Genomic DNA, 26,114 nt, shown 5'->3' with positions numbered 1-26,114 from the left:
TATAATTATCTAGTAAATTTTAACGAATAAATCGCTGGGGAATTGTAAGGTATATTCAGAATGGCACAGCAATACAATGTAAACATTTTAACAAAGCATTTATGCTCAATTCAATTGATTAGGCACAATAATTACCCCAAATAGTAAAAAATTAGATAAAGTTAGGCGGCGGTGTTGGAACAGTAGGATGATATGGATCTACATATCTTTTAAAATGTTCGATGAAACTGCTCTTCAGAAAAAAATGGCTCGAAGAGAACTCGTAAGAAAAGATGGGATGATTAAGCTCGATGAGTTTGAAATCGGTAAACTTTGCAATGTCTTTGGCGGTCTCTTTTCCGCCTTCATGCTCTAACTCGATTTGCATGATTACAGCGTTCATGATTTCCTTGTCAATACTCGCACAAAATACCGGCGCACCAGATATACCCATCTTCGCCATGAAGATGAACATGAATGAGGCAACGATTAAATACTTGTATTTCCTTAAAAACATCTAAAACCCTAATGTTATTTTAATCCTAATGGTTACAAAAATAAACGGATTATTGGTTTTTCAATGCTTTAAGCTGTAAAAAAAATGTAATATAACAGATAGGCGATTGCATTCGACATAAAAAGCCTACCATTTAAAAATTTTGGAAATACTTAGTTCCGTGATAAATTAAATTAACCGAGGCCAAAAAGGATATTGCTCCAGTTTGATTTAGTTAATAAAAATCATATTCCAAACCGCACAATTTTACCCTAAGCGGATGAAAGATTTGACTTCTTCCACCAACCTAAGTTTAATAAACCCGATTGTCGGGAAGAGCTCCCGATCCTTCATCGGAACTCGTACCAAAAGCGGGACTGAAATTGCCAAAAGCTCAGAACTGCTCATTTCCAATTCATTATAATATTTTTTTTTTTGGAAATGAAAGGGCAGTATTTCATGGGTGCTGTAGCCCCGCCATCCGCTTTACTTCGTTACACTATGTGTTCGCTCCTGTCGGGTTTAGTTAACAAGGGTTTGTTTCAAGGCACCAAACTTTGTCAAATAAACCCGATTGTCGGGAAGAGCTTCCGATCCTTCATCGGAAGCTCTTCCCGACAATCGGGACTGAAATTGCCAAAAGCCCGGAACCAACCGTTTCCTATTAACCTCAGTTCGATTATTAATCTCCCCTTTAAGGTATAATCTTTAGACATTTTTGCATTTTATCGTCACCCTGAATTTATTTCAGGGGCTTAATGGGCAGAAAGATGCTGATCCCGAACATTCAGGACAGCATGACGATCGCGACTCTAACCCGCCCCTGCTTTACTCAACATCACATGCTGGACTAGGATAAAATAACACCCCGTTTACCTTGCATTACCGCTAGTAATTTTTAATTTTAAAATCTCATAGCGTTGCAATGGACAAAAAAATAGCATTACTTAAAGATAAAATCAACCAGGCAAACCTTGGCGGTGGACAGGCCCGAATCGATAGTCAGCACAAAAAAGGCAAACTTACAGCCCGAGAGCGCATTCATTTTCTAATGGATGAAGGGAGCTTCGAAGAAATTGGCATGATGGTTACCCACCGAAGTGCTGATTTTGGGATGGAACGCGAAAAATATCTTGGCGATGGTGTAGTAACTGGCTATGGAACAATTAATGGCAGGTTAACTTATGTATTCTCTCAGGATTTCACCGTGTTTGGCGGTTCACTCTCCGAAACCCATGCAGAAAAAATTTGCAAGCTTATGGATATGGCCATGAAAAATGGTGCACCACTGATCGGTTTAAATGATAGTGGCGGTGCCCGCATTCAGGAAGGGGTTGTTTCTTTAGGCGGCTATGCCGATATCTTTTATAAAAACGTACAGGCTTCGGGCGTAATTCCGCAGCTATCGGCCATTATGGGGCCATGCGCAGGTGGAGCTGTTTATTCGCCAGCCATTACCGATTTTATTTTAATGGTAGAAAATACTTCTTATATGTTTGTTACTGGCCCAAATGTAGTTAAAACGGTAACGCACGAAGAAGTAACCTCAGAAGAATTGGGAGGTGCCAGCACACATGCTACAAAATCGGGTGTTACCCATTTTGCCTGTGCCAATGAAATTGAGGCTATTAACCATGTAAAGAAACTACTGAGCTATATGCCGCAAAACTGTGAGGAAATAGTCGATCATTTACCTTACGAAACAACTGATGAAAGTCGACCGGAATTAAATACTTTTATGCCAGAAAATGCTTCGCAGCCTTACGATATACGTGAAGTGATTTCTGCCGTAGCTGATACGGACAGCTTTTTAGAGGTACATGCAGCTTATGCTGAAAATATTGTAGTAGGCTTTGCCCGTATTGCGGGAAGAAGTATTGGTATAGTAGCCAATCAGCCCGCTTATTTAGCAGGTGTTTTGGATAGTAATTCTTCAACCAAAGCAGCCCGTTTTGTCCGCTTTTGCGATTGCTTTAATATTCCATTATTGGTATTTGAAGATGTTCCGGGATTTTTACCAGGTACAGATCAGGAGTGGAATGGCATTATCACCAATGGTGCAAAATTATTATACGCTTTTAGCGAGGCTACTGTACCACGCATTACTGTAATTACCAGAAAAGCTTATGGTGGTGCTTATGATGTGATGAACAGCAAACATATTGGTGCAGATATGAACTACGCCTGGCCTAGTGCAGAAATTGCTGTAATGGGTGCAAAAGGTGCCGCAGAAATTATTTTTAAAAGAGAAATTGCTTCAGCGGAAAACCCTGAAGAAAAATGGCTGGAGAAAGAAAAATTATATTCAGATATCTTTGCCAACCCATATCGGGCGGCCGAACGCGGCTTTGTTGATGAGGTGATTGAGCCAGCCCAAACCCGTACAAAGTTGATAAAAGCCTTTAAGATGTTGGAAAATAAGGTGGTGAATAATCCAAGAAAGAAACATGGAAATATACCTTTGTAGAAAATAATCCCAGTCATTGGTGCATAGTAAGGTTTGTATCAATCCAGACCATTAAGACTCATGACTGAAGGCTTCCGACTTAAGACTAAATGCAGATTACTCAGAAATTATCACGCGCCGATATCCTCCTCATGGCTTTTTGCACAGGCCTAATTGTTGCAAACATTTATTACTGCCAACCTTTGGTAATCTTAATTGCAAAAGATTTTAGTCTCACTGAAACCGATGCCGGACGTATTACCTACCTCACGCAGATCGGTTACGCTTTAGGACTTTTCCTTTTAGTGCCTCTGGGCGATATGTTTGAACGTAAAAAACAGATTCTCATAATTACCGGACTTGCAATCTTCGCCTTATTGGTTGCCGCGGTTTCACACACCTTTTTTGTACTGGAAGTTGCCTCAATTTTAATTGGCACCTGCTCTATTGTACCCCAATTGATTTTGCCCTTAGCGGCTAATTTAAGTACCGATGAAAATCGTGGGGCCAATATTGGGATGATTATGAGTGGTTTGCTGGTTGGAATTTTGGCCTCGCGGGCGGTAAGTGGCAGTATTGGCTTTTGGCTAGGTTGGAGAGCTGTTTATTATATTGCAGCCGGAATTTGTGGACTGCTTATTCTTTTAATGGCTAAACGCTTTCCGCAAAGCTACCCTGCTTTTAAAGGAACGTACAAGGAACTCATGCGTTCGATGTTCAGTTATATCAAAACCCAACCTGCCTTAAGAGAGACTTCGATTATTAACTTCCTGGCTTTCGCAATTATTAGTGCATTTTGGACTACCATGGTATTATTTCTGGCTAACTCACCCTTTAATTTCCAAACCCTGCAGATTGGGTTATTTGGAATTGCTGGGGCAGCGGGTGCATTGGCGGCACCATTAGTTGGAAAGTTAAGCGATGGTAACAATCCGCGCAAAAACTTAATGATTGGTTTTATATTACAAATCGTTAGTATCGCATTGTTTTATTTTACGGGCAGCCATTTGTACCTATTTGTAATTGGCATTGTACTTATAGACATCGGCCAGCAAGCCATACATGTAACCAACCAGACCCGAATTTACACCTTAATACCAGAGGCGAGAAATAGACTAAACACCATTTTTATGTCAGTTAGTTTTATTGGTGCCAGTTGCGGCTCAGCCTTGGGTTTGTGGCTGTGGGACCAAGGTGGATGGGCATTATTCTGTTATGGAATGACAGGTATAATTGTCCTTAACATTTTAATTTATCAGTTTTACGGAAGAAAAAACAAATAACTAATCAATAAAAATTTCATGAAATCTAAAAACGCAATCAAAACATTTTCGGCCTTACTTATTTGCCTGGCCATTTTCGGTAAAGCAAAAGCGCAGGACAGTACAAAAGTAGAACAGCCAACCGAAGTAAAGTCATTAAATAAAATCAGGTTGACCATATTGGGACTTGGTTACGAAAGAGAGCAAAAAGTGGGTAAAACAACTTCAGTTTATTTTGGTGCAGGGGCCCAAGGCGTTTTTATTTATCAAACGGAGATCTCAATTGATAACAATTATAATTTTAGCTTTAACACAGACACAGATTTTAAAGTTTACCCCGCTCTTAATGCCGGATTTAGGCATTATTACAATTTTAACAGAAGGATTAAAAAAGGTAAAAGAACCTTAAATAACAGTGCTGGCTATGTAGGTCTTGATGTGTTAGCCATTATCCCCACACAGAGCGATACCGTATATGGTTATCAGATCAATATTATGCCGCAGTGGGGATTTCAAACCACTGTTGGCAGAAAAGTTAACTTCGAGTTGGCTTTAGGTCCTCTTGCTGCAATTAACAAAACCGATACCTATTACGGAATTGGCGGAAAAATCGGATTTAGCTTTTTATTATAACTATGGTTCAAATTGAGCAAATATTCCCTTCTCTAACCTGGCGGATCAGGCATGAGGCCATGTATCCAGAATTACCTTTTGATCGTGTAAAGCTTTCCGATGATTTTGACAGCATCCATTTTGGATTATACCTCAATCATAAGTTAACTGGAGTGGTTTCCCTATTTCATGATGGGGATGTTTATCAGTTCCGTAAACTTGCCGTTCTGCCCGATACTCAAAAAGCAGGTTATGGCTCACAACTAATGGCATATATCCTTGATTTTTGTAAAATTCAAAAAGCGACAAAACTATGGTGCAACGCACGTGTAAATGCTAAGGAATTTTATTTTAAATTTGGCTTCCACGAAACAGATAAAACCTTTTTTAAAGATGGTTACGATTTTGTGGTAATGGAAAAAGAACTTTAAATTACCAACCGTCATGCTGATCCGATAGCTATCGGATTTAGTTCGGCATCTTATTAATCAGAGCCTGAATCAAGTTCAGGATGGCGAACAATTATAGAATAACATTATGGCTAAGAAAAAAGACGAAGAAAAGAAAAAACATGTTGCTGTGGTTACTAAAAAATCGCTGCAATTTCTTGAAGAATACATCAATAATCCTGCTCCTACCGGTTACGAATGGGAAGGACAAAAACTTTGGTTAAACTATTTAAAACCATATATCGACGAACATTTTATCGATAACTACGGTACCGCTGTAGGTGTTATTAACCCTAAAGCTACTTTTAAAGTAGTTATAGAGGCACATGCCGATGAAATTTCCTGGTATGTAAATTACATCACCGCAGATGGTTTAATTTATGTAATCCGTAATGGCGGTTCAGATCATCAGATTGCGCCATCAAAACGTGTGAATATCCATACTGAAAAGGGAATGGTTAAAGCAGTGTTCGGTTGGCCAGCAATCCACACCCGCCATGGCGAAAAAGAACAGGCACCAGAACTAAAAAATATCTTTTTAGACTGTGGTTGTACTACAAAAGAAGAAGTAGAAAAATTAGGCATCCACGTAGGCTGTGTAATTACCTACGAAGACGAGTTTATGGTTTTGAACGACCGCTATTATGTTGGCCGTGCCTTAGATAACCGTGTGGGCGGTTTTATGATTGCCGAAGTAGCACGTTTATTAAAAGAGAACAAGAAGAAACTTCCTTTCGGTTTATATATTGTAAACTCCGTACAGGAAGAAATCGGTTTACGCGGTGCCGAGATGATTGCTCAGCGCATTAAACCCAATGTGGCCATTATTACTGATGTAACACACGATACCACTACGCCAATGATTAACAAAAACATTCAAGGCGATTTATCAGCCGGTAAAGGTCCTGTAGTTTCGTATGCCCCAGCTGTTCAAACCAATTTAAATAAATTATTAATTAAAACGGCTGAGAAAAATCATATTCCTTTCCAGCGTCAGGCATCTTCGCGTTCTACCGGAACTGATACCGATGCTTTTGCCTATTCGAATGGTGGCGTACCATCAGCATTAATTTCGCTGCCGTTACGCTATATGCATACTACCGTAGAAATGGTACACAAAGAGGATGTTGACAATGTAATCAGCTTGATTTATGAAAGCTTATTGAACATTACCGACGGCCAGGATTTCAGAGAATTTAAGTAATGGAAAAAGTAAATCACCAAAAGATCATCCTCAGCACCTTGCTAAAGGTTTTGCTAATGATTGTTATTATTTTCATTCTTAACTCCTGGCCAAACATTAAACAAAGTTTTAGTGGTAATGTGCCAGCATTTAGTTATTGGCTTGATCATAGTTTCAAAATAAGTAATATCATCCTCATCTTAGGATTTGGTGGTTATTTTTACTATAAAGATTTGAGCGATCAAAAAGAACTAATCGAAAAGTCAAAAAACACCAATCAGCATTAATTATTCCCAAATAAGTCAAGTTTTAAAGCTTGACTTATTTTTTGCCTGCTCAGGCAACTACGTTAAACCATCCTACCTTTTGCTCCTCATTTTATTTAAACCCCTGAGCACTACGTTTATTTTTATTAATACTCGAAATATTTTACATTGTTTATGTAATTTCCTCAAATAGTTTATCCTTTATTTATGAGTACAAATAAAAAAAATATTGATCTATCCATTATCTGCGATGATCATTGGGATGTGGTGTTCGACCACCTAGGCCTTGGTTTTTGGGAATTAAGTATAACAACGGGTATACTCCGTTCAACCCGGTCGTTTAAGAAAAACCTAGGTTGCCCACCAGATGAGGTTTTAAGTTATGAAAAAGTTTTAGGTTTAATTCTACCAGAAGACCTTGACCATGTTCAGGACGAAATTGAACTCACAGTTTCGAGAGAAAAAAACAGCTACCACACAGTACACAGAATTTGCCGACCTGACGGAGAAATCAGATGGATTAAAGCAGATGGAATACTATCCCAACAGGATGGTGAATGCTTAAAATTAATAGGAACAATTTTAGATGTAACCGATTTAAAGAATAAGTCGTAATAATATTAAGCCTCGTTTAGTTCAATCCATACCGGACCGTGATCGCTTGTTTTTTCCCAGCCCCTCACTTGTTTATCTACCCCCGCAGCTTTTAAGCGATCACTAACCTGAGGACTTAGTAAAAAATGATCAATTCTTAATCCCGCATCTCTACCGTATGCATTCCTGAAATAATCCCAAAAGGTATATATCGTTTCAGTTGGATATAATTTTCTGATCGCATCTGTCCAGCCTTGTGCCATTAAATTTTGAAATGCCAAACGGGTTTCAGGACGAAATAAAGCATCTTCAACCCAACGTTCTGGTTTATAAGCATCCAGCTCTGTAGGTATTACATTATAATCGCCACATAAAACCACTGGCAAGTTATATTCTAACAATTTTGCGGCATGGGCGGTAAAACGTTCAAACCATCGTAACTTATATTCGAATTTTGGCCCTGGTGCCGGATTTCCATTCGGAAGGTAAAGACAACCAATTATAACATTATTCACCATTGCTTCGATGTATCGGCTGTGCAAATCTTCAGGATCGCCATCCAAATTTCTTTTTAGCTCTTTTATTTCCAGGTTTCGAGCCAATATAGCAACGCCATTCCAACTTTTCTGGCCATGCCAAATGGCATTGTAACCAGCATCATTAATAGCCTGCTCCGGAAATTTTTCTTGCGGTGCCTTTAATTCCTGTAAACAAACCACATCAGGGTGGGTTTCTTCCAGCCAACGTAAAAGAACAGGTAAGCGCCCATTTATTCCGTTTACATTATAAGTTGCTATTTTCATCTGTATCAATATGTTTTAATGATGCTGAAGCAGTCATGATTGATCTGGAGTACGGTTTTTGAAAATCATGATAATTTCATTTTATAAATCTCCGCAATAAAACTCAAAAATGAAACTAAGTATTTCAGATGGTAAAACTAAGCGTGGCTTAACATCCTCATAACATCTAGTCTTAACTATTTACACTACTTTTTAAAACTAATAATAAACTAAAATGTTTAATTTTGGAGATTCATTCATGTTTGAGCGCATGTTTGAGTTTAGATATAGGGATAGGCTGTTAGTCTATCCCTTTTTTTTGCTCAAATGACCTTAGTTTTTATCCAACAAAGTTTTTACTTTCTGTTGGAGATCCATAATATCAAAAGGTTTTTCAATGATGGCAGTTGGTGAGCAACCTAAATTATCCATATTTAAAGCCGAAACCAATATAATGGGCAAATGAGCTATTTTAGGATTGTGCTTTAATTTATTGCAAATATCCCGACCATCATGTTTACCAATACAGATATCCAATAAAATAATATCAGGCAGGAAATCAGCGATTGCTTCTTCCAAATTATCAGCACTTAAAACGCTTTTAATAAGGTAATGCTCTTCCTCAAAAATTAAATTTATAATGTCGTGGATGTTCTCATCATCATCAACTACAAAGATTTTCTTAACTAGCACGTTGCTCATATGCAACAAATCTAGTTTAAGTTAATTATCTCACATGGCGTATTTATACCTGAATTTACCGAATAAACGATGAGAAGGTTAGGCAGCCAACCCAGATTTATAATTTTTAAGCATCTTTTTAAGAAGTCCTCTTGCTACATGTATTTTGGTTTTTACAGTGCCCAATGGTATATCAAGTTCAGCAGCAATTTCATGATATTTATAACCTTCAAAATAACGGCAAAAACAAAAACGGCAATCTTCGGGCAAGGCATTTAATGACTTTTGAATGTCCTCCATCATAAACTTTGCCGCACCACCGTTAGTTGATGCGCTTGGAACCAGTTGGATGGAAGTTAAATCCTCTTCCTGCTGGATCATTTCATTTTTCCGTTTTACCTTGTAATAATGATTAAGAAAGGTATTTTTTAGAATTGTAAAAAGCCAAGCGCGTACGTTACTTCCCATTTCAAACTTAGCCGAAAACCTAAACGCTTTCATAAAGGTATCCTGAACTAAATCAGCGGCATCGTCTTCATCACGCGTATAAGCTAGTGCGCGATCAAAAAGTGGTTGTCTGTATTGGTATATGTCGCAATTGAAATTTAATGTTTCCATGATTCGTTTTAGGGCTGATTGTAAATATTCAACAAATAGCACCATGCAATGTTATTTGTAGAAATACCCGATTTTTTACGGTTTATTTAAAACACTAAAAAATTGCCCCAAAACGATCAAAAATACTAGGCTACGTAACCATTTCGCATAGCAAAACGAACTAAAGAAGCAGAGTTTTTTGTGCCGGTTTTACTGATTAAAGCTTCTCGCTGGCTCTCTACTGTCCGCCTGCTTAAGTACAATTTGTCTGCTATTTCTTGATTGGTCAACCCATCAGCGATGAGTTTTAATACATTAATTTCGCGTTCAGAAAAGTTGATTTCAGTATTCATTTTTTGCGAAAGCATATTTAACTGTGTATTAAAACGCTCTAAAATGGAGATGCATAAATTAGAAGAAAGATACCGTTTTCCTTTCATTACATGCTTTAGGCAAAACAGCAATTCATCTTCTTCGATATCTTTTGACAGGTAAGCAAAAGCGCCTGATGTAAAGGCATTTGACGCGTACTTTTCATCATCTAAAATAGACAATACAACTACTTTTATGTCGTATCCCCGCTCCTTAATGGTGCTGGATAAAGCTATTCCATCGAGCCTGGACATTATAATATCTGATAAAATAATATCAGCTTTTATTCCTTTTTCCAAAAGTTCCAAAACCGCTAAACCGTCTGATACTTCTGCAACAACTTTGATGCCTTCGTGTTTTTCTATAAGTGCTTTAAGTGAGGTCCGGATAATATGGTGATCATCCGCAAGAATAATGTTAATCATAACTCAAATATAACTTACACTGTTATAAAATTAAAAAAGGCTACTTAGGCAGCTCAATATAGAAAGTAGTTCCGATACCAATTTTGCTTTTAAACCAGATTTTTCCCTGGTGCAACTCAACAATTGATTTGATTATGCCCATACCAAATCCGCCTGATTCTTCGCCTTTCAGACCTGGTCTTAAAGTTTCGGGCAAATGATCAAAAAGCCCGGCGTGCATCTCATCTGGAATTCCAACCCCATTATCGGCTACTGTAATTAAAACGGTACTTTCATATTCCTCGGCATGTAAAGTAATATTTCCATGATCGGCAGTAAATTTTATTGAATTTGAGATTAGATTATTGATTACCTGCATAAATTTCATACTATCCAGGTACAGATAAATCTGTTCGGCAGAACTTGTGAATTTAATATTCTTCATTTTGCCTAGTTTCGATCGTTTGTAAAAACGAACCACATCTCTAAGTTCCCAGACCAAATCTGCCCGCTCTTTGCCAATTTCAACTATCGATGATTTCAAAAACTCCCGGTTAATCATGCTCCGTACCAAAAGCAGGTTACGCTCGCACATATCATGAATAAAAGCCAGCGAGTTTATCATCTGCTCATTACCTGTTTGGGCAACGCCATCTTTCATGGATGAGGCAGCTAATTTCATCATGGCCAGCGGTTCTTTTAAATCGTGTGCCAATACTTCTAAGGTTATATTTTTTCGGGCGTTTATTTGTTCAATATGGATTTTATTGTGGCGCATTATCGTGGTATCCTCTACTGTACCCACTAAACGCTTTACTTCCCCATCGGCAACGGTAAACACAATTATCCGCACATATTTTTCTCTATCGGCAAACAGTAAGCGGAATTCATATTTTTTCTCTGTACCATCTTCAAGGCATTCTTTGTAACAGGACATTACATGTTCCGAATCTTCAGGGTGTACACGCTCAAAAAGCAATTGTGGCTTAGCCACAACTTCATCAAGGCCCAGTTCCCAAATGTTACTTATCGACTTATTGAGGTATGAAAAATTTTGTTCCGTATAATCGAAAATAAAATACCCATCAGCAGAGCGGTCGCCTAGGTTACAAAAAAGCTCTTTTTTTAGTTCGGACATGATTTAATGCTTGATAATTTGCCATTAAATGATGTAATTATATCATCGGCAGCAACCATATCACAAACATCGCACACGCTAAAAAGTTTTATTTCAAAAATGTGTATAACATTTCATGTCGGTACATTTAGATTATCCTTGATCCGTTTTTAGAGATATTAACATTTTCCACACGATGTGCAAAATTATTTTGCGGATCAAAACCAACTATTGCCTAAATTGTTAAGCATAAAGAAAGATAAAAAAGTCCTGTGAGCGGGAGATCCGCGGAGGGCAGGCACACCATAGAGAAGATACTATTCTCCTCACCAATAGCCATCGCACAGGTGGCTATTTTTATTATGTAGTAGCTATTTTAAAATCACCTTTTTGCCTGTTTGAGCTGATTTTTTCGCAGCCGCTAAAATTTTGACCACAATTAAATTATTCGATAGTGATGATAAATCATTTACTGGATTAATTTCTCCTTTTAAAACTGCAGACAGATAACTTAAATGGTTTGAATAAATTGGCTTCGATGTTTTAGCCTGATAAATTTTATATTCGTCCTTCCCATTATTCTTCAGCCTTAACGTTTTATCATTAACGGCCTGCATGTATCCATTTGCACCAAATACTTCCATATCTTTTATGCTAAAGGGCCAATTCCACGATGCTTCGATAATTCCGGTAGCAGATGGGTACTCCAATAAAATTGTTGCATCGTCATCAACATTCGGATAAACATCTTTTTTAATCTGATGGGTAATTGCGCTAACCGAAATTGGGGCTTTTCCATCCATTAACCAGGTCATTAAATTGGCACCATAACAGCCAAAATCGACCAATGCACCTCCCCCGTTCTGATTGGGATCGGTTAACCAGCTTAAAAACTCAGCACTTACCCCAATTTCTTTTGGTCCCTGATGGCCATCGTGCACAATTATTTTTCGCAAGGCACCTATGGTATTGGCTTCCTTTACATCCTTGTAAAGTTCTTGATTACTCGAATACCAGGTAGTTTCGTAATTGGTGAGTATATGCACTTTATACTGTGCTGCTAGTTCAGCCATTCTTTCTGCCTGCTTAACTGTTATTGCCAACGGTTTTTCTACCATTACCGATATGCCGAGGGGAGCGGCAGCTTCTACTACAGCCAAATGTTCGCTTATGGCATTGTAAGCCAAAACAACATCAGGTTTCTCTTTCTTTAATAAATCAGTAAGGTTATTATAAAATATGCTATCGGGAATTTTATAGCGGTCTTTAAACCTTTTAACTAGCTCAGGATTATTTTCGGCAATACCAATTATGTTCACTTCAGCTTTTTGATAGCTGTTCATGATAAGATAAACGTGATCGTGAGTTAGCCCTGCTACGGCCACATTTAATTTTTGTTGTGCTTTAACAGCGCAGGAAATAAGTAAAAAGCAAAGAATAAAGCCATTGGCTCTAAAAAAACACCTAATCAGATAAGTAGTCATCATACGCTCATTTCTAAAATTTGATGGTTACCAAATTAGAAATTTAAAAAGCTCCTGATGCTAATACCTAAAAATATTACAATGTTGAAGATAGGAAAATGAAGTGACCGGAGTTAAGACGTAAATAAAAAGAAAAATCTAACGGGATGACTTAGCTTATTTCTATTGGCAAAAAACTTAGTTTTATTGATATAAAAATGTATCAGATCTTTTATTTCTAAGTGGAAATTCCTTACTAATTGGATCTAGCTCTTGTGGCTCTTCTGTTATTAACAGGTCATTGTATTTTTCTAGCAGATGAATGTATTTATTCATCCAGAAATACACCGAATTATTGTCCGAACCGATTTGTTTACCTGGATCTGCTGTTTGATTGATGGATTCGGGGTTGTACTTGGGGAAAGCTTCTGGAAATGCCGAAGAAAGATCCTGACCTAATAACTTGCCTACCTGCCAAATTACTTCATGCCCAATTCTGTCTTGACCAAACCAGTTGTAAATTGTTCTGCGGCTTACATTAAGTTTCCTTGAAAGCTCACTGATGCCCATGCGGTCTCTGCGCACCAGGCGTTCAAGAATTTCTCCTTGTTTTTGTTGTTGTTGTGTTGTCATTGAGATAATTAATTTTTAAAAAAATGAAAAAATAATTAAATCAGCTATCGGGGACGATTGACAATTCAAATGTAAGAATAAGTGTAAAAGATTGTATAAAAGGTGTTGATTTTTTGACATATATCAAACTACATCAGCTAATTACTGTGAAATATGCCCAAAATGAGTGATTTTCAAACCTACCTTTTCCAAGAAATAACGTATTACTTTAAATACAATTACCGCAGAAATTGAAATTATTTGATCAAATTCTTATATTCATCATAAAAAAGAAATGGCACAGAATAAAACTACCGAAAACGATTTAAGCGTTCCAGACTTTTTAAACACCATTCCCAACGAAAACAAAAGAGCTGATTGTTTTAACCTGTCGGATATTCTAAATTTAACCACAGGTTTCAAAGCTAAAATGTGGGGGAATGCCACTGTTGGTTTTGGAAGTTACCATTACAAATATGAAAGCGGCCGGGAAGGTGATGCACCATTAGCTGGTTTTTCTCCAAGAAAAGACGCCATAGTTTTATATCTATCTTCTCAATTTAAAGATCGGGAAGAATTGCTTTCCAGATTCGGTAAACATAAAACATCTAAAGCCTGTATCTACTTTAAAAAAATGAGCGATATTCATATCGAAGTTTTAAAAGAAATGATTATCAACGCTGTAGCCCACACAAGTAGCTTGTATCCTTAATGGAAGATGTAAAATGGATGATGAATTGAATCCACAGTAGATTATGAGCGCTTTTCTTTTGCCACAGATATATCTATTTGTCATCCTGAGCGCAGCGAAAGATCTTTATTCCTATATTACCAGGTGTTTATTTTTGCGGTTAAAAGATTGCCGTATACACATCTTTAACTTCTCTTAACTCCACAATGGTTAAAACATTAGTATTAGTGAGAACTGAAAGATATAAGGTCATTTATTAAAAAGATCCTTCAGTACCTTCAGAATGACAGAAGAAAGCATCCACTTCACGATGTAAATAAGAAGTTACGCGATAATAAGTTAAATTTTACAATATTTGATTGTTCCTTATTTCGAACAAAAAACTGGAAATGATAAAAAAACTACACCTCTATTTATTGATAGCGGGCGCTTGTGTTTCGCTTAATTCAGCCGCACAAGACGCAGTAAGCTACCAAACACCGCCAAAAGAAATTGCCGATTTATTACTTGCCAAACCAACACCTGGCGTAAGTATTGATGGCAAAGCAGAATGGATCTTGTTTAGCGAGCGCAACTCCTATCCCTCGGTCGAAGAACTGGCCTTGCCCGAATACAGAATTGCAGGATTAAGGTTAAATCCAAATAATTACTCACCCAGCAGGCAAACCTACATCAACAATTTTAGTTTAAAAAACGTCAAATCCAACCAAACGTTTCAGGTTTCAGGGTTGCCAACTCCATTATACGCCAGCAACATTAGTTGGAACCCATCAGAAAATAAAATTGCCTTTACCCATACCACCCAAAAAGGAGTAGATCTTTATATTATTGATCTGGCTACAAAAAAAGCAGTTAAAACCAATAAGGCTTTTTTAAATGTGGTTTTAGGTAGTGGCCTTACCTGGTTAAATGATAATACCATTATCTACCGTACGGTAACTAAGCCAGCAAGTGCTGCACCTACGAAACCATTGATGCCAAAAGGGCCAACCATTCAGCAAAACCTAGGTAAAGCTGCACCAAGCGCCACTTTTCAGGATTTAATTAAATCACCTTTTGACGAACAATTGTTCGAGTTTTTCGCAACCTCGCAATTGGTAAAAAATACAGCAGGTGTAGAAACTGCCATTGGAAAACCAGCTATTTATGGTTCGACAAGTTTATCGCCTGATAAAAATTACATGATGATCGAAACCATACGCAAACCTTTTTCTTATTTGGTTACTGCAAACGGTTTTCCATCAACGGTAACCATTACTGATTTAACGGGCAAAACCATTAAAGTTATTGCCGAACTACCTTCTTCAGAGGGTACTCCATCTGGTTATGACAATACGCAAAACGTACCGCGTGGTTTCGATTGGAGGGACGATGAACCTGCTACACTGGTTTGGAGCAAGCCATTGGATAGTGGTTTAATTAAAAAAGATATTCCCTTTCACGATGCGGTTTATGCGCTAAGCGCACCTTTTACCGGCACAGAAAAAGAATTATTTAAAACACAGACCCGTTACCGGGGTGTACAATGGGGTGATGCCAACCTTGCCTTAATTATGGAAGGATTACGTAGCAAACAAACCAATAAAGTGAGCCGTTACAACCCTACAACAGGCGAAGTAGAAGAATTGTACAGCCGTAACCAAACAGATGCTTATGGCAATCCAGGCTCTCCGGTTACTACTAAAAACAAATACGGCCGACAGGTAATTAAAACGGTTGATAATGGCACTAAACTGTTAATGAACAATATAGTAGGTTCATCAGCAAAAGGAGACTTGCCTTTCTTAGCCAAATTCGACTTAACCACTAAAAAGAATGAAATTATCTGGCGCAGTGCCGAAGGAACTTTCGAATATGTAAGCGATGTAATTAATCCTGATAAACTGGTTTTGCTTACCCGTAAAGAGGGTCAAAAATTAGTACCTAACTACTTTATTAAAAACCTGGTGCTTCGCGTCGCCGATCAACCAATTACTAATTTCACTAATCCATATCCATCTTTAGAGGGCATTACCAAACAGAAAATTTCTTACAAACGTGCCGATGGCGTAGATTTAACGGGCGACCTGTATTTACCGAAAGGTTACAACAAAGACAAAGACGGACCATTACCTTCATTAATTTGGGCTTACCCTCGCGAGTTTAACTCTCCAGCAGATGCCGCACAGATCCGTGGATCGAAAGACAAGTTTACTACAATTAGCTGGGCCTCTCCCATTTTTTGGGTAACCCGTGGTTATGCAGTGTTAGATAATGCCGAAATGCCAATTGTTGCCAAAGATGGTAAAAAACCTAACGATACCTTTGTAGATCAACTACATCTTAATGCCGAAGCTGCTATTAATAAACTGGTTGAGCTAGGCGTTGGCGATAAAAAACGTATGGCTGTTGGGGGGCATAGTTATGGTGCCTTTATGACTGCAAACTTATTGGCTCATACTAATCTTTTTGCCGCAGGTATTGCCCGTAGCGGAGCTTATAACCGTACACTTACGCCCTTTGGTTTCCAAAACGAAGAGCGTACCTATTGGCAGGCACCTCAGTTGTATTACGAAATGAGCCCATTCAGTTATGCAGATAAAATTAAAACGCCTATATTGTTAATCCACGGTGATTCTGACGATAACCCAGGCACTTTTCCTATTAACAGCGAACGTTTGTTCAATGCGATTAAAGGTGCTGGCGGTACTACCCGTTTTGTATTTTTACCTTATGAAGCACACAGCTACCGCGGCAAAGAAAACTTGCTTCACATGCTTTGGGAGCAAGACCAATGGTTAGAAAAATATGTAAAAAATAAAAAATAAATCTCTCTCTACCTTTATCGATTAAAGTGCCTCAATTTGGGGCATTTTTTTGTTTAATGGGGTTTTTAGCGGTGTCAGATACTATACTGTCTGACACTAATAAACAAACTTTAATTCAATCCCTTAGTTTCTTCCTTTTCGGTAATTATCTATATTCTAAGTTTATGAATCAGTCAGATGGTAACATCTAACTGCACACATCATGCTATAATAAAAAATCTTAATGACCTTTAATCTCTTAATGATAAAGCAAACCTACATTACACTTAACAATCCCAATTGAAAAACACCGTTATAAAGCATACATTTATGCAATAAATTGAACATTACCTTTATTTATTTGTTAAGCCATTATGGATATGGACTACATAGACTATTATAAAATCCTCGATCTGAAAAAAGACGCGACAACTGAGGACATTAAAAAAGCATATAGAAAATTAGCCCGAAAGCACCACCCCGATCTTAACCCCAACAATGAGGAAGCCAATAAAAAATTTCAGCAAATAAATGAGGCAAACGAAGTTTTAAGTGACCCGGAAAAGCGTAAGAAATATGATAAGTACGGTAAAGATTGGCAACATGCCGATCAGCTAGATGCCCAGCAACAGCAGAAAAGGCAATACCAGTCGCAAGGTGGAGGATATGGCGGTAACAGCTACTCTGGAGGTTTTGGAGGCGACGATTTTTCTGATTTCTTTTCTTCGATGTTCGGCGGCGGTGGCAGAAGCAGTAGAAATTCCCCTTTTAAAGGCCAAGATTACAATGCCGATTTACAACTGAATCTACTCGATGCATATACGACACACAAACAAACCTTAACCGTAAACGGCAAACAAGTACGTATTACCATTCCGGCGGGTGTAGAAAATGGGCAGAAAATTAAGTTGCCAGGTTACGGTGCACCAGGTGTTAACAATGGCCCTCCCGGAGATTTGTACATCAAATTTAATATTACAGATCACCCAAGATTTAAACGAAAAGGAAACGACATCTATATCCAGGAAGAAATAGATGTATATACGGCCATTTTAGGAGGCGAAAAAATTGTAGAAACCTTAAACGGCAAAGTTAAACTTAAAGTGCCAGAGGGAACACAGCCCGATGCTACTTTACGTTTAAAAGGAAAAGGATTTCCACTTTATAAAAAAGAAAATCAGTTTGGCGATTTATATATCAAGTGGCAGGTAAAATTACCTACCAATCTAAATGTCGAACAAAAAGAACTATTCGAAAAACTTTCCAAATTCTAACCATTATGGAAACCAATCTAATACCTGTAGAAGACATCTGCGCTTATCACCACGTAGAGATCAACTTTATCCAATCACTTGAAAATTTTGGCCTGATCCACACCACGGTTAAAAAGCAATCGCTCTTTTTGCCAGTTGATGAATTGACCAAATTGGAGCAGTATCTTCGTCTAGCACACGATCTGGAAATCAACTTAGAGGGCATTCATGCTGTTTCGCATCTGCTCAATCAATTGCAAAATATGCAAGAAGAAATAACCGCACTGCAGAACGAACTAAATTATTATAAGCAACTTAACCAACACCATTAAACAACCGTTTGTGCAGTATTTTGCATTAAAAGTCGAAACAAAAACACAATCTTTTTAAGATATCTTTCTTAAATTGGCAATCTAATTTAAAAAAATGAGCGATATTTCTTCAAAATTCATCGAAAAAATAAAATCATCCTACGCCCCTACAGGCTCGTACATTTATTTAGGCGCCGGAATTTTAGACGGTCAGGTTTACAGCGAAGCTGAGGTTAATTTGTCGCTAAAAATGATGAATAGACATGGTTTAATTGCTGGAGCAACCGGAACAGGTAAAACTCGGACCCTACAATTATTGGCAGAACAACTGTCGGATGCCAGCGTTCCTGTTTTTATGTTAGATGTTAAAGGCGATTTATCAGGCTTAAACCAGCCCGGCTCCGTTAATCCAAAAATAGAAGAAAGAGCACAACAGCTCAACAAACCTTTTTCTCCATCTGGCTTTCCCATCGAAATTTACTCCCTTTCGGGTAAAATGGGTGCTCAGATGCGGGCAACAGTATTGGAATTCGGTCCAACGCTTTTATCTAAAGTGCTGGATTTAAATGATACCCAGGCAGGTGTTATGGCGGTAATATTTAAATATGCTGATGATAACAAAATGCCGGTTATCGACTTAAATGATTTAAAGAAACTGGTTTCTTATTTATCAGAAGGTGCCGGAGCTGCAGAAATAAAAAGCAGTTATGGTACCATTTCTACTGCTACTTCTGGCACTATATTAAGAAAAATTGTCGCTATAGAGCAGCAAGGATTGGCGGGTATGTTTGGCGAAAAATCTTTTGACATTGAAGATCTTTTCGAGCGTGTTGATGGCAAAGGAACCATAAGTTTGTTAAATATTGCAGATGTTCAAAATCAGCCCGTATTATATTCTACATTTTTATTGAGCCTACTGGCTGAGTTATTTAATACCATGCCCGAAGTTGGCGATTTAGACAAACCAAAACTGATTTTCTTTTTTGATGAAGCACATTTATTGTTCAAAAATTCTTCGAAAGCATTTTTAGAGCAAATTGAGACCATTATTAGGTTAATCCGTTCAAAAGGAATTGGTGTTTTCTTCTGTACCCAGGCGCCTACCGATGTACCTGAAAGTGTTTTAGGGCAACTGGGTAACCGCGTACAACATGCATTAAGGGCATTTACGCCAAATGATGTAGATGCTTTAAAAAAAACAGTTAATACCTATCCAAAATCAGATTTCTACGAGATCGATAAAATACTAACTTCATTGGGCACTGGTCAGGCTTTGGTTACTGTATTAAATGAAAAAGGCATTCCAACGGAGGTATCTGCTACCATGCTTACCCCGCCAAGGGCGGTTATGGGCCCATTAACCGCTGCAGATTTTGATCAACTGATTCATGCCAGTTCGATGTATACCAAATATAAAGACCCTATCGATCCTGAAAGTGCTTATGATATTTTAACAAAACGCATTAATGAGCAAACTGCAGCAGCAGAACAAGAAAAACAAGAAGCTGAGGCTCAAAAACAGGCTGAACAAGAAAGCAAACCTAAACCAGGTGAAAAGAGCTTGGTTGAACAAGTAATGGGCGCAACAATAACACGCCAAATTGGTAAAGAAATTGTTCGCGGTATTTTTGGCATGCTTACCGGTAAGAAAACACGCTCAAAAACCGGTGGTGGACTTTTTGGATTTTAAAAAACTTATTAATTAACATAGTAAACGCTCAAATAACTAATTTCGCAAGATGAAACCAAGATGGTAAATTAATCGTTCCATCATCGAGGTCTTCACCCCCACTAAAAACAATAAACAATAGATGAAACCTACCCTATTAATATTGGCTGCAGGTATGGCAAGCCGTTATGGAAGTATGAAACAAATCGATGGTTTTGGCCCAAATGGAGAAACCATTATCGATTATTCAATATATGATGCAATTAACGCTGGCTTTGGCAAAGTTGTATTTATTATTAAAGAGGAGTTTGTAAATGAATTCAAAGCCATTTTCGAACCTAAACTTGCTGGCAGAATTGAAACAGAATATGTTTTCCAAAACTTCGATTTAAAACAATTTGGTATAGAAGAAGAAATATACAGAGAGAAACCCTGGGGTACCGCACATGCAATCCTTTCGGGCAGAAACGTAATTAAAGAACCATTCTGTGTAATTAATGCTGATGATTACTATGGTTACGATGCCTTTAAAAAGATGGTCGATTTCTTAACCACCGAAGTAACAGATAGCAATTATTCTATTATTGGTTACGAAATTGGCAAAACTTTATCGGAGTTTGGCGCCGTTTCCCGTGGTGTTTGCCAGGTAGATGAATTTGGTAACTTAAAAGAAATTGTAGAACGGACAAAGGTTTATCCTAAAGATGGTAGTATTTTTTACGAAGAAAATGGCGAAGAGTTCCCTTTAGCCTATGAAACGCCTGTTTCAATGAATTTCTGGGGATTTACACCAGCGGTTTTCAAAATTACCGAAGAATTGTTCAGAGAATTTGCTGAAGCAAACAAAGATAAGCCCAAGGCAGAATTCTTTATTCCATTAATTGGCGAAAACCTGGTAAAAAGCAATACCGCCACCTTTAAAGTAGTGCCAACATCAAACAAATGGTTCGGTGTTACGTATAAAGAAGACAAACCTTATGTTCAGGACAGTATTGACCAATTGGTTAAAAACGGAACATATCCAGAAAAACTATGGAACTAAATTTAGATTCCGAAGTTTTAAAAGCCTACGGATACGCTAAAGAAAATACAAAAATTACACAAATAGGTACGGGTTTAATTAACCGTACTTATTTGCTTTCTCCTCTATCCGAAAAGAAGAAATACATTCTTCAAAATATAAATACTTCGGTTTTTAAATCTCCCCAGGCCATTGCCAATAACCTGCGGTCTATTGCTGATTACCTTACCTTCACTTACCCTGAATATCTTTTTATTAAGCCTGTTTCTACAGCAAATAGTGAAGAAATGGCGCACATTCATCATGAATATTGGCGGATGCTTCCTTTCGTGCCGAACACCATCTCCTTAGAGGTGTTAGCTGATCCAAAGCAAGCATATGAAGCTGCGAAACAATTTGGCAAACTGAGTAGATTATTAGATGATTTTGATGCAAAAACACTTCAGCCTACTATCCCGGGTTTCCATGATTTAGGTTTAAGGTACGAACAGTTTACTTTGGCATTAAGCCATGCGGAAGAAACGCTAAAGAATGAGGCAAAAGCACAAATTGAAGAGGCTTTAGCACATAAATATATTTTAGATTATTATACCTCATACTCGCACAGAACTGATTTCCCTGATCGTGTAATGCACCACGACACCAAAATAAGCAATGTTTTGTTGGATACTGAAACTTATGGGGGTATCTGCGTAATCGATTTAGATACCATTATGCCCGGTAAATTCATTTCCGACTTGGGCGATATGATGCGCACTTATCTTTGTGCCTTCTCTGAAAATGAAACTGATTTAGATAAGATTAAGATACGTTTACCTTACTTTGAGGCCACGATAAAGGGTTATTTATCCGAAATGAAAAGTATTTTGACAGAAACAGAAAAAGAACTCATCTTATTCTCAGGCAAATACATGATTTATATGCAGGCCCTGCGCTTCTTAACTGATTATTTGAGCGATAACAAGTACTATCCTATTAGTTACCCCACACAAAATTTAAACCGGACCAAGAATCAGTTTAAACTATTGCAAGAAATTGGTGCAAACGAAAAAGAGTTACAGGACATTATTGAACAGAATTTGGTTTAGTTTTAAAATAACCCAGTTATAGCATCCCGACATACGTATGATTTAAAAAAGAACGAGGTGAAAATAAATAGTTTTAAGGTATGGCTTTTCATTTCTGCAACACTCATTTTTTGCGTTTTCACTTTTATAACGCTTATTGCCGCCGCAGCTGTTGAAGAAGGTACGGATGGAAACAGCTCTACAACACGAGCAATAGCCAAATTATATTATATCTTTCGTTTTCCTACGCATACCATATTTTTTAACTTTATGGATGGAAGTTTCTTCTTTCTCGGCCTAGGAATAAATTGTTTATTCTACGGTTTTATAACAGAAAGGATCGTTTCTGCGTTTAGCAGAAGAAATTAAACAATATGCCAATATTTGACCATATAAGACGTTTGAGAAACACATAAGTTAACCTTATCGCTATTCAAACCCTTCCAAAAGCACTAAACTGCCTTCCTAAACCCGACAGTAGCGGCAGCCCCGATTTTTTCATGAGGGCTAAAGCGAATGGCGGGGCTATCACCTCCGAAGAGTACGGAACCATTCGTTTCCAATACTTTTAACCAAATAAGAAATATAAGAACACATGAATTAACCTTATCGCTATTCAAACCCGCACGAAAAGCGCTAAACTTCCTTCCTAAACCCGACAGCAGCGGTTCCGATCCTTTACCGGATTAGCGAATGGCGGGGCTGTAGTTTCCGAAAAGTATTGAACCATTCATTTCCAATTTTTTTTAACCATATAAGACATATTAGAAACATATAAGCTTAAATGGTTTTACATTCTTATCCAATCAATGCTTAAAAACAAAAAAAGCGCTCCTGAACTTAATCAGAAACGCTTTTTATATTCTCCCAAGACTTACAACTCAGGACTTCAGACTCAAAACTTATTTCTTATCGTCTTCTTTTACTTCTTCAAAATCAACATCGGTAACGTTATCGCCACCACCTTGAGGCTGACCATCAGCTTGTGGTTGTTGGCCACCCTGAGGTTGCTCACCAGCTTTGTACATTTCCTCAGATGCTGCGTTCCATGCATTTTGCAATTCAGCTTGTGCTGCATCGATATCTGCAAAGTTACGAGAACCGTGCGCTGCTTTCAATTTCTCTAAACCAGCCTCGATCGGTGCTTTTTTATCAGCAGATAATTTATCACCAAACTCTTTTAATTGTTTCTCGGTTGAGAAAATTAAAGCATCAGCACCATTGATTTTATCAGCTTCTTCTTTCTGCTTAGCATCGTCTGCTGCATTAGCTTCAGCTTCTTCTTTCATTTTTTTGATCTCAGCATCAGTTAAACCTGAAGATGCTTCGATACGGATTTTTTGCTCTTTACCGGTAGCTTTATCTTTAGCACTAACGTGTAAGATACCGTTAGCATCAATATCAAACGATACTTCTACCTGAGGCACACCACGAGGTGCTGGTGGAATACCATCTAAAATAAAACGACCAATTGTACGGTTCTGAGCAGCCATTGGACGCTCCCCTTGTAAAATGTGGATCTCTACCGAAGGCTGGTTATCAGCTGCAGTTGAGAAAGTCTCCGATTTTTTAGTTGGGATAGTTGTGTTAGACTCAATTAATTTAGTCATCACACCACCCATGGTTTCGATACCTAATGATAAAGGCGTAACGTCTAATAACAATACATCTTTTACATCACCAGTTAATACACCACCTTGAATAGCAGCACCGATTGCCACAACCTCATCAGGGTTAACACCTTTACTTGGCTCTTTACCGAAGAAAGCTTTAACCGCTTCCTGAATAGCAGGAATACGGGTTGAACCACCTACCAAAATAATTTCGTCGATATCGCTTGTGCTTAAACCAGCATTTTTCAAAGCAGATTTACAAGGATCGATAGTACGTTTAATCAAACTATCAGCCAATTGCTCAAATTTAGCACGAGATAATGTACGTACTAAGTGTTTAGGGCCACTAGCATCAGCAGTAATGTACGGCAAATTAATTTCAGTAGAAGTTGTGCTTGATAACTCAATTTTAGCTTTCTCAGCAGCTTCTTTTAAACGTTGTAAAGCCATTGGGTCTTTAGCCAAATCCATGCTGTTTTCAGCTTTGAATTCGCTGGTTAACCAATCGATAATAATGTGGTCAAAGTCATCACCACCTAAGTGTGTATCACCATCAGTAGATTTTACTTCGAAAACGCCATCGCCTAATTCTAAAACAGAAACGTCATGCGTACCACCACCACAGTCAAACACAACAATTTTCATGTCTTTATGTGCTTTATCCAAACCATAAGCTAAAGCAGCTGCAGTAGGCTCGTTAATGATACGTTTTACAGTTAAACCTGCAATCTCGCCAGCTTCTTTAGTAGCCTGACGTTGTGCATCGTTAAAATAAGCTGGTACAGTAATTACCGCTTCAGTTACTTCCTGACCCAAGAAATCTTCAGCAGTTTTTTTCATTTTCTGTAAAATCATCGCAGAAATCTCTTGTGGAGTATATTTTCTGTCATCGATTTCAACACGTGGTGTATTGTTATCACCTTTAACTACCTTATATGGTACACGTCCAGCTTCTTTCGCACTTTCGTCGTAGCTGTTACCCATAAAGCGTTTAATCGAATATATCGTTTTTGTTGGGTTGGTTATAGCCTGACGTTTAGCAGGCTCGCCAACCTTACGCTCACCGTTTTCTGCAAAAGCAACAATAGACGGTGTAGTACGTTTACCCTCACTGTTTGCGATAACTACAGGCTCGTTGCCCTCCATTACGCTCACGCAAGAGTTTGTTGTTCCTAAGTCTATTCCAATAATTTTTCCCATTGTATTTTTAATTTCTCTTTTTAAAGTATTATAATTTCTACTGCTATTAAACAATGCTTGTGCCAATTGGGTTTTGGCAGATAATATGGGTAAAAGACTGATAAAATGTAAAAAAAGAGGCTATAGTTTACTGACAGCATGACAGAAATAAGCTGAAAGGCTAAAGCTTAAAGACTAAAGCAAAGCGCAAATTCCTTAAATGATTTGAAAATGAGCGCTAGCAGTGCTTCGGAGGCAGCAGTCCCGTCCTAAAGGGACTCCTTTGGAGCTAACCGCTTTACTTCGTTTCACTCGTGCCCGCTATTATCGGGTTTATTGAACAGCATTTTTTGCGCTTCTGTGATAAAACACAAGCAGAAATAATGAGTAATCATCTAAATGCCCTCAAAGTTTTATATCTTTAAATTACAATCAATCGGAGCAATCATTAAATCTGTATAATCCAATCTATAATGCAATTAGCAGCACAAATCGTAATCGGCTTAGTAGCCTTCATCCACATTTATATCCTTTGGTTAGAAATGTTTGCCTGGACCACCAAGGCACCGAAAGTGTTTAAAACTATCCCGAAAGATTTATTTGTGCCAACGAAAACATTGGCTGCAAACCAGGGATTGTACAATGGCTTTTTAGCAGCAGGTTTAATTTGGTCATTATGCATAACCGATCATCACTGGAAATTTTATGTGGCCATATTCTTTTTAACCTGTGTGATTATCGCAGGCATTTATGGTGCAGCCACAGCAAGTAAAAAGATTCTTTACGTACAGTCGATACCTGCATTGGTAGCCTTGATTTTATTGCACCTGTAAGTTCGATACGATCCTATCGGTCGGTGTCTCACCGACTGAAAACACGCGGTTGGTTTGATAGATTCTGCTCCCGAATATTCGCATTAGCGTCAAGTTAATGATATTGACAAAGGTTGAAAAGTCTGTGATTATTATTTAAAAAGGAAAAAGCAACTTGTAGTTCTAAACACATTTGACAATGTCTACAAGCCGCTTTTTCAACTCTAAAATAAAAAAAAGATTTGATATTTTTTTTAATGGATCAACCATTGATACTATAGCTCGGAGCAGTGGTTTTCTTCAGCGCAGTGCAAAGAAGATTTCTCCGATGGATTTTGTTATGGGCTTTGTGTTAAGCTGTTCTCAAATGCAAAACACATTCAGTCAATGGGCTTTC

Annotated in this window: 25 protein-coding genes; 16 read left to right on the top strand and 9 right to left on the bottom strand. The window is 37.9% G+C overall.

From position 1 onward, the window contains the following. Positions 1–151: 151 nt before the first annotated feature. Positions 152–454 (bottom strand): hypothetical protein, encoded by a 303-nt coding sequence (locus tag EYS08_RS16410; RefSeq protein WP_244215975.1) that lies wholly within the window; start codon positions 452–454, stop codon positions 152–154. Between the two features lie 946 nt (positions 455–1,400). Here EYS08_RS16410 and EYS08_RS16405 point away from each other — a divergent pair. From EYS08_RS16405 to EYS08_RS16375, 7 genes are all read left to right on the top strand, one after another. Continuing rightward, a complete protein-coding gene (locus tag EYS08_RS16405) occupies positions 1,401–2,942 on the top strand; it encodes an acyl-CoA carboxylase subunit beta (RefSeq protein ID WP_131031050.1) in 1,542 nt (513 codons plus the stop codon). Between the two features lie 89 nt (positions 2,943–3,031). Then, positions 3,032–4,204, top strand: a complete 1,173-nt coding sequence (locus EYS08_RS16400; protein ID WP_165456487.1) for an MFS transporter — start codon at positions 3,032–3,034, stop codon at positions 4,202–4,204. 18 nt (positions 4,205–4,222) lie between these two features. Next, positions 4,223–4,816: a hypothetical protein gene (locus tag EYS08_RS16395; RefSeq protein ID WP_131031049.1), complete on the top strand. Its 594-nt coding sequence runs from the start codon at positions 4,223–4,225 to the stop codon at positions 4,814–4,816. A 2-nt stretch (positions 4,817–4,818) separates the two neighbouring features. After that, complete coding sequence (locus EYS08_RS16390; RefSeq protein WP_244215974.1) at positions 4,819–5,226, top strand: GNAT family N-acetyltransferase; 408 nt, start codon at positions 4,819–4,821, stop codon at positions 5,224–5,226. A gap of 106 nt (positions 5,227–5,332) precedes the next feature. Next, entirely contained in the window at positions 5,333–6,448 is a 1,116-nt protein-coding gene (locus EYS08_RS16385; RefSeq protein ID WP_131031047.1) for a M42 family metallopeptidase, read from the top strand. Further along, a complete protein-coding gene (locus EYS08_RS16380) occupies positions 6,448–6,714 on the top strand; it encodes a hypothetical protein (protein WP_131031046.1) in 267 nt (88 codons plus the stop codon). The genes EYS08_RS16385 and EYS08_RS16380 overlap by 1 nt, the downstream gene beginning before the upstream one ends. A 186-nt stretch (positions 6,715–6,900) precedes the next feature. Next, positions 6,901–7,308: a PAS domain-containing protein gene (locus EYS08_RS16375; protein ID WP_131031045.1), complete on the top strand. Its 408-nt coding sequence runs from the start codon at positions 6,901–6,903 to the stop codon at positions 7,306–7,308. Between the two features lie 5 nt (positions 7,309–7,313). Here the strand turns inward: EYS08_RS16375 and xth are convergent, their stop codons facing one another. From xth to EYS08_RS16340, 7 genes are all read right to left on the bottom strand, one after another. Continuing rightward, a complete protein-coding gene (gene xth, locus EYS08_RS16370) occupies positions 7,314–8,090 on the bottom strand; it encodes an exodeoxyribonuclease III (protein WP_131031044.1) in 777 nt (258 codons plus the stop codon). A 312-nt stretch (positions 8,091–8,402) separates the two neighbouring features. Continuing rightward, a complete protein-coding gene (locus EYS08_RS16365; RefSeq protein WP_131031043.1) occupies positions 8,403–8,771 on the bottom strand; it encodes a response regulator in 369 nt (122 codons plus the stop codon). Between the two features lie 78 nt (positions 8,772–8,849). After that, positions 8,850–9,368 carry an RNA polymerase sigma factor gene (locus EYS08_RS16360; RefSeq protein ID WP_131031042.1) on the bottom strand — a complete coding sequence of 173 codons (519 nt, stop codon included), beginning with the start codon at positions 9,366–9,368 and terminating at the stop codon, positions 8,850–8,852. 125 nt (positions 9,369–9,493) lie between these two features. Continuing rightward, a complete protein-coding gene (locus EYS08_RS16355; protein WP_131031041.1) occupies positions 9,494–10,144 on the bottom strand; it encodes a response regulator in 651 nt (216 codons plus the stop codon). 40 nt (positions 10,145–10,184) lie between these two features. After that, positions 10,185–11,261 carry a PAS domain-containing sensor histidine kinase gene (locus EYS08_RS16350; RefSeq protein WP_131031040.1) on the bottom strand — a complete coding sequence of 359 codons (1,077 nt, stop codon included), beginning with the start codon at positions 11,259–11,261 and terminating at the stop codon, positions 10,185–10,187. A 350-nt stretch (positions 11,262–11,611) separates the two neighbouring features. Beyond that, on the bottom strand, positions 11,612–12,727 hold the full coding sequence (locus EYS08_RS16345) for a Gfo/Idh/MocA family protein (protein ID WP_244215973.1): 1,116 nt from the start codon (positions 12,725–12,727) through the stop codon (positions 11,612–11,614). A 180-nt stretch (positions 12,728–12,907) separates the two neighbouring features. Further along, a complete protein-coding gene (locus EYS08_RS16340; RefSeq protein WP_131031039.1) occupies positions 12,908–13,336 on the bottom strand; it encodes a helix-turn-helix domain-containing protein in 429 nt (142 codons plus the stop codon). A 274-nt stretch (positions 13,337–13,610) separates the two neighbouring features. Between EYS08_RS16340 and EYS08_RS16335 the strand changes: the two genes are divergently transcribed. The 7 genes from EYS08_RS16335 to EYS08_RS16305 all read left to right on the top strand — a co-directional run bounded on the left by EYS08_RS16335 (position 13,611) and on the right by EYS08_RS16305 (position 22,134). Beyond that, a complete protein-coding gene (locus EYS08_RS16335; RefSeq protein ID WP_131031038.1) occupies positions 13,611–14,027 on the top strand; it encodes a DUF1801 domain-containing protein in 417 nt (138 codons plus the stop codon). Positions 14,028–14,395: 368 nt separating this feature from the next. Further along, positions 14,396–16,813 (top strand): alpha/beta hydrolase family protein, encoded by a 2,418-nt coding sequence (locus tag EYS08_RS16330; RefSeq protein ID WP_131031037.1) that lies wholly within the window; start codon positions 14,396–14,398, stop codon positions 16,811–16,813. A gap of 359 nt (positions 16,814–17,172) precedes the next feature. Then, entirely contained in the window at positions 17,173–18,066 is an 894-nt protein-coding gene (locus EYS08_RS16325; protein ID WP_131031036.1) for a DnaJ C-terminal domain-containing protein, read from the top strand. A gap of 5 nt (positions 18,067–18,071) precedes the next feature. Continuing rightward, on the top strand, positions 18,072–18,377 hold the full coding sequence (locus tag EYS08_RS16320; RefSeq protein ID WP_131031035.1) for a chaperone modulator CbpM: 306 nt from the start codon (positions 18,072–18,074) through the stop codon (positions 18,375–18,377). Between the two features lie 94 nt (positions 18,378–18,471). After that, positions 18,472–20,046, top strand: coding sequence for a helicase HerA-like domain-containing protein (locus EYS08_RS16315; protein ID WP_131031034.1), 1,575 nt, complete (start codon positions 18,472–18,474; stop codon positions 20,044–20,046). Positions 20,047–20,167: 121 nt separating this feature from the next. Then, complete coding sequence (locus EYS08_RS16310; protein WP_131031033.1) at positions 20,168–21,067, top strand: nucleotidyltransferase family protein; 900 nt, start codon at positions 20,168–20,170, stop codon at positions 21,065–21,067. Next, complete coding sequence (locus EYS08_RS16305; RefSeq protein ID WP_131031032.1) at positions 21,058–22,134, top strand: phosphotransferase enzyme family protein; 1,077 nt, start codon at positions 21,058–21,060, stop codon at positions 22,132–22,134. Before EYS08_RS16310 ends, EYS08_RS16305 begins: the two co-directional genes overlap by 10 nt. A gap of 881 nt (positions 22,135–23,015) precedes the next feature. Here EYS08_RS16305 and dnaK read toward each other — a convergent pair. Beyond that, on the bottom strand, positions 23,016–24,926 hold the full coding sequence (gene dnaK, locus EYS08_RS16300) for a molecular chaperone DnaK (RefSeq protein WP_131031031.1): 1,911 nt from the start codon (positions 24,924–24,926) through the stop codon (positions 23,016–23,018). A gap of 452 nt (positions 24,927–25,378) precedes the next feature. Between dnaK and EYS08_RS16295 the strand changes: the two genes are divergently transcribed. Both EYS08_RS16295 and EYS08_RS26085 read left to right on the top strand, forming a co-directional pair. Then, complete coding sequence (locus EYS08_RS16295; protein WP_116250191.1) at positions 25,379–25,738, top strand: DUF1304 domain-containing protein; 360 nt, start codon at positions 25,379–25,381, stop codon at positions 25,736–25,738. Between the two features lie 178 nt (positions 25,739–25,916). Next, on the top strand, positions 25,917–26,114 hold a 198-nt coding region (locus EYS08_RS26085), incomplete at its 3' end, for a hypothetical protein (RefSeq protein WP_208745855.1).

Source organism: Pedobacter kyonggii (assembly GCF_004310665.1).
Taxonomy (GTDB): domain Bacteria; phylum Bacteroidota; class Bacteroidia; order Sphingobacteriales; family Sphingobacteriaceae; genus Pedobacter; species Pedobacter kyonggii.
The sequence above is the reverse complement of the archived record's forward strand: the minus strand, read 5'-3'. Positions and strand labels throughout refer to the sequence as shown.

Bases quoted from the DNA above. Each gene is read 5' to 3' on its own strand.
- EYS08_RS16410 (WP_244215975.1), bottom strand. From the start codon at position 454: ATGTTCATCTTCATGGCGAAGATGGGTATATCTGGTGCGCCGGTATTT.
- EYS08_RS16405 (WP_131031050.1), top strand. From the start codon at position 1,401: ATGGACAAAAAAATAGCATTACTTAAAGATAAAATCAACCAGGCAAAC.
- EYS08_RS16400 (WP_165456487.1), top strand. From the start codon at position 3,032: ATGCAGATTACTCAGAAATTATCACGCGCCGATATCCTCCTCATGGCT.
- EYS08_RS16395 (WP_131031049.1), top strand. From the start codon at position 4,223: ATGAAATCTAAAAACGCAATCAAAACATTTTCGGCCTTACTTATTTGC.
- EYS08_RS16390 (WP_244215974.1), top strand. From the start codon at position 4,819: ATGGTTCAAATTGAGCAAATATTCCCTTCTCTAACCTGGCGGATCAGG.
- EYS08_RS16385 (WP_131031047.1), top strand. From the start codon at position 5,333: ATGGCTAAGAAAAAAGACGAAGAAAAGAAAAAACATGTTGCTGTGGTT.
- EYS08_RS16380 (WP_131031046.1), top strand. From the start codon at position 6,448: ATGGAAAAAGTAAATCACCAAAAGATCATCCTCAGCACCTTGCTAAAG.
- EYS08_RS16375 (WP_131031045.1), top strand. From the start codon at position 6,901: ATGAGTACAAATAAAAAAAATATTGATCTATCCATTATCTGCGATGAT.
- xth (WP_131031044.1), bottom strand. From the start codon at position 8,090: ATGAAAATAGCAACTTATAATGTAAACGGAATAAATGGGCGCTTACCT.
- EYS08_RS16365 (WP_131031043.1), bottom strand. From the start codon at position 8,771: ATGAGCAACGTGCTAGTTAAGAAAATCTTTGTAGTTGATGATGATGAG.
- EYS08_RS16360 (WP_131031042.1), bottom strand. From the start codon at position 9,368: ATGGAAACATTAAATTTCAATTGCGACATATACCAATACAGACAACCA.
- EYS08_RS16355 (WP_131031041.1), bottom strand. From the start codon at position 10,144: ATGATTAACATTATTCTTGCGGATGATCACCATATTATCCGGACCTCA.
- EYS08_RS16350 (WP_131031040.1), bottom strand. From the start codon at position 11,261: ATGTCCGAACTAAAAAAAGAGCTTTTTTGTAACCTAGGCGACCGCTCT.
- EYS08_RS16345 (WP_244215973.1), bottom strand. From the start codon at position 12,727: ATGATGACTACTTATCTGATTAGGTGTTTTTTTAGAGCCAATGGCTTT.
- EYS08_RS16340 (WP_131031039.1), bottom strand. From the start codon at position 13,336: ATGACAACACAACAACAACAAAAACAAGGAGAAATTCTTGAACGCCTG.
- EYS08_RS16335 (WP_131031038.1), top strand. From the start codon at position 13,611: ATGGCACAGAATAAAACTACCGAAAACGATTTAAGCGTTCCAGACTTT.
- EYS08_RS16330 (WP_131031037.1), top strand. From the start codon at position 14,396: ATGATAAAAAAACTACACCTCTATTTATTGATAGCGGGCGCTTGTGTT.
- EYS08_RS16325 (WP_131031036.1), top strand. From the start codon at position 17,173: ATGGACTACATAGACTATTATAAAATCCTCGATCTGAAAAAAGACGCG.
- EYS08_RS16320 (WP_131031035.1), top strand. From the start codon at position 18,072: ATGGAAACCAATCTAATACCTGTAGAAGACATCTGCGCTTATCACCAC.
- EYS08_RS16315 (WP_131031034.1), top strand. From the start codon at position 18,472: ATGAGCGATATTTCTTCAAAATTCATCGAAAAAATAAAATCATCCTAC.
- EYS08_RS16310 (WP_131031033.1), top strand. From the start codon at position 20,168: ATGAAACCTACCCTATTAATATTGGCTGCAGGTATGGCAAGCCGTTAT.
- EYS08_RS16305 (WP_131031032.1), top strand. From the start codon at position 21,058: ATGGAACTAAATTTAGATTCCGAAGTTTTAAAAGCCTACGGATACGCT.
- dnaK (WP_131031031.1), bottom strand. From the start codon at position 24,926: ATGGGAAAAATTATTGGAATAGACTTAGGAACAACAAACTCTTGCGTG.
- EYS08_RS16295 (WP_116250191.1), top strand. From the start codon at position 25,379: ATGCAATTAGCAGCACAAATCGTAATCGGCTTAGTAGCCTTCATCCAC.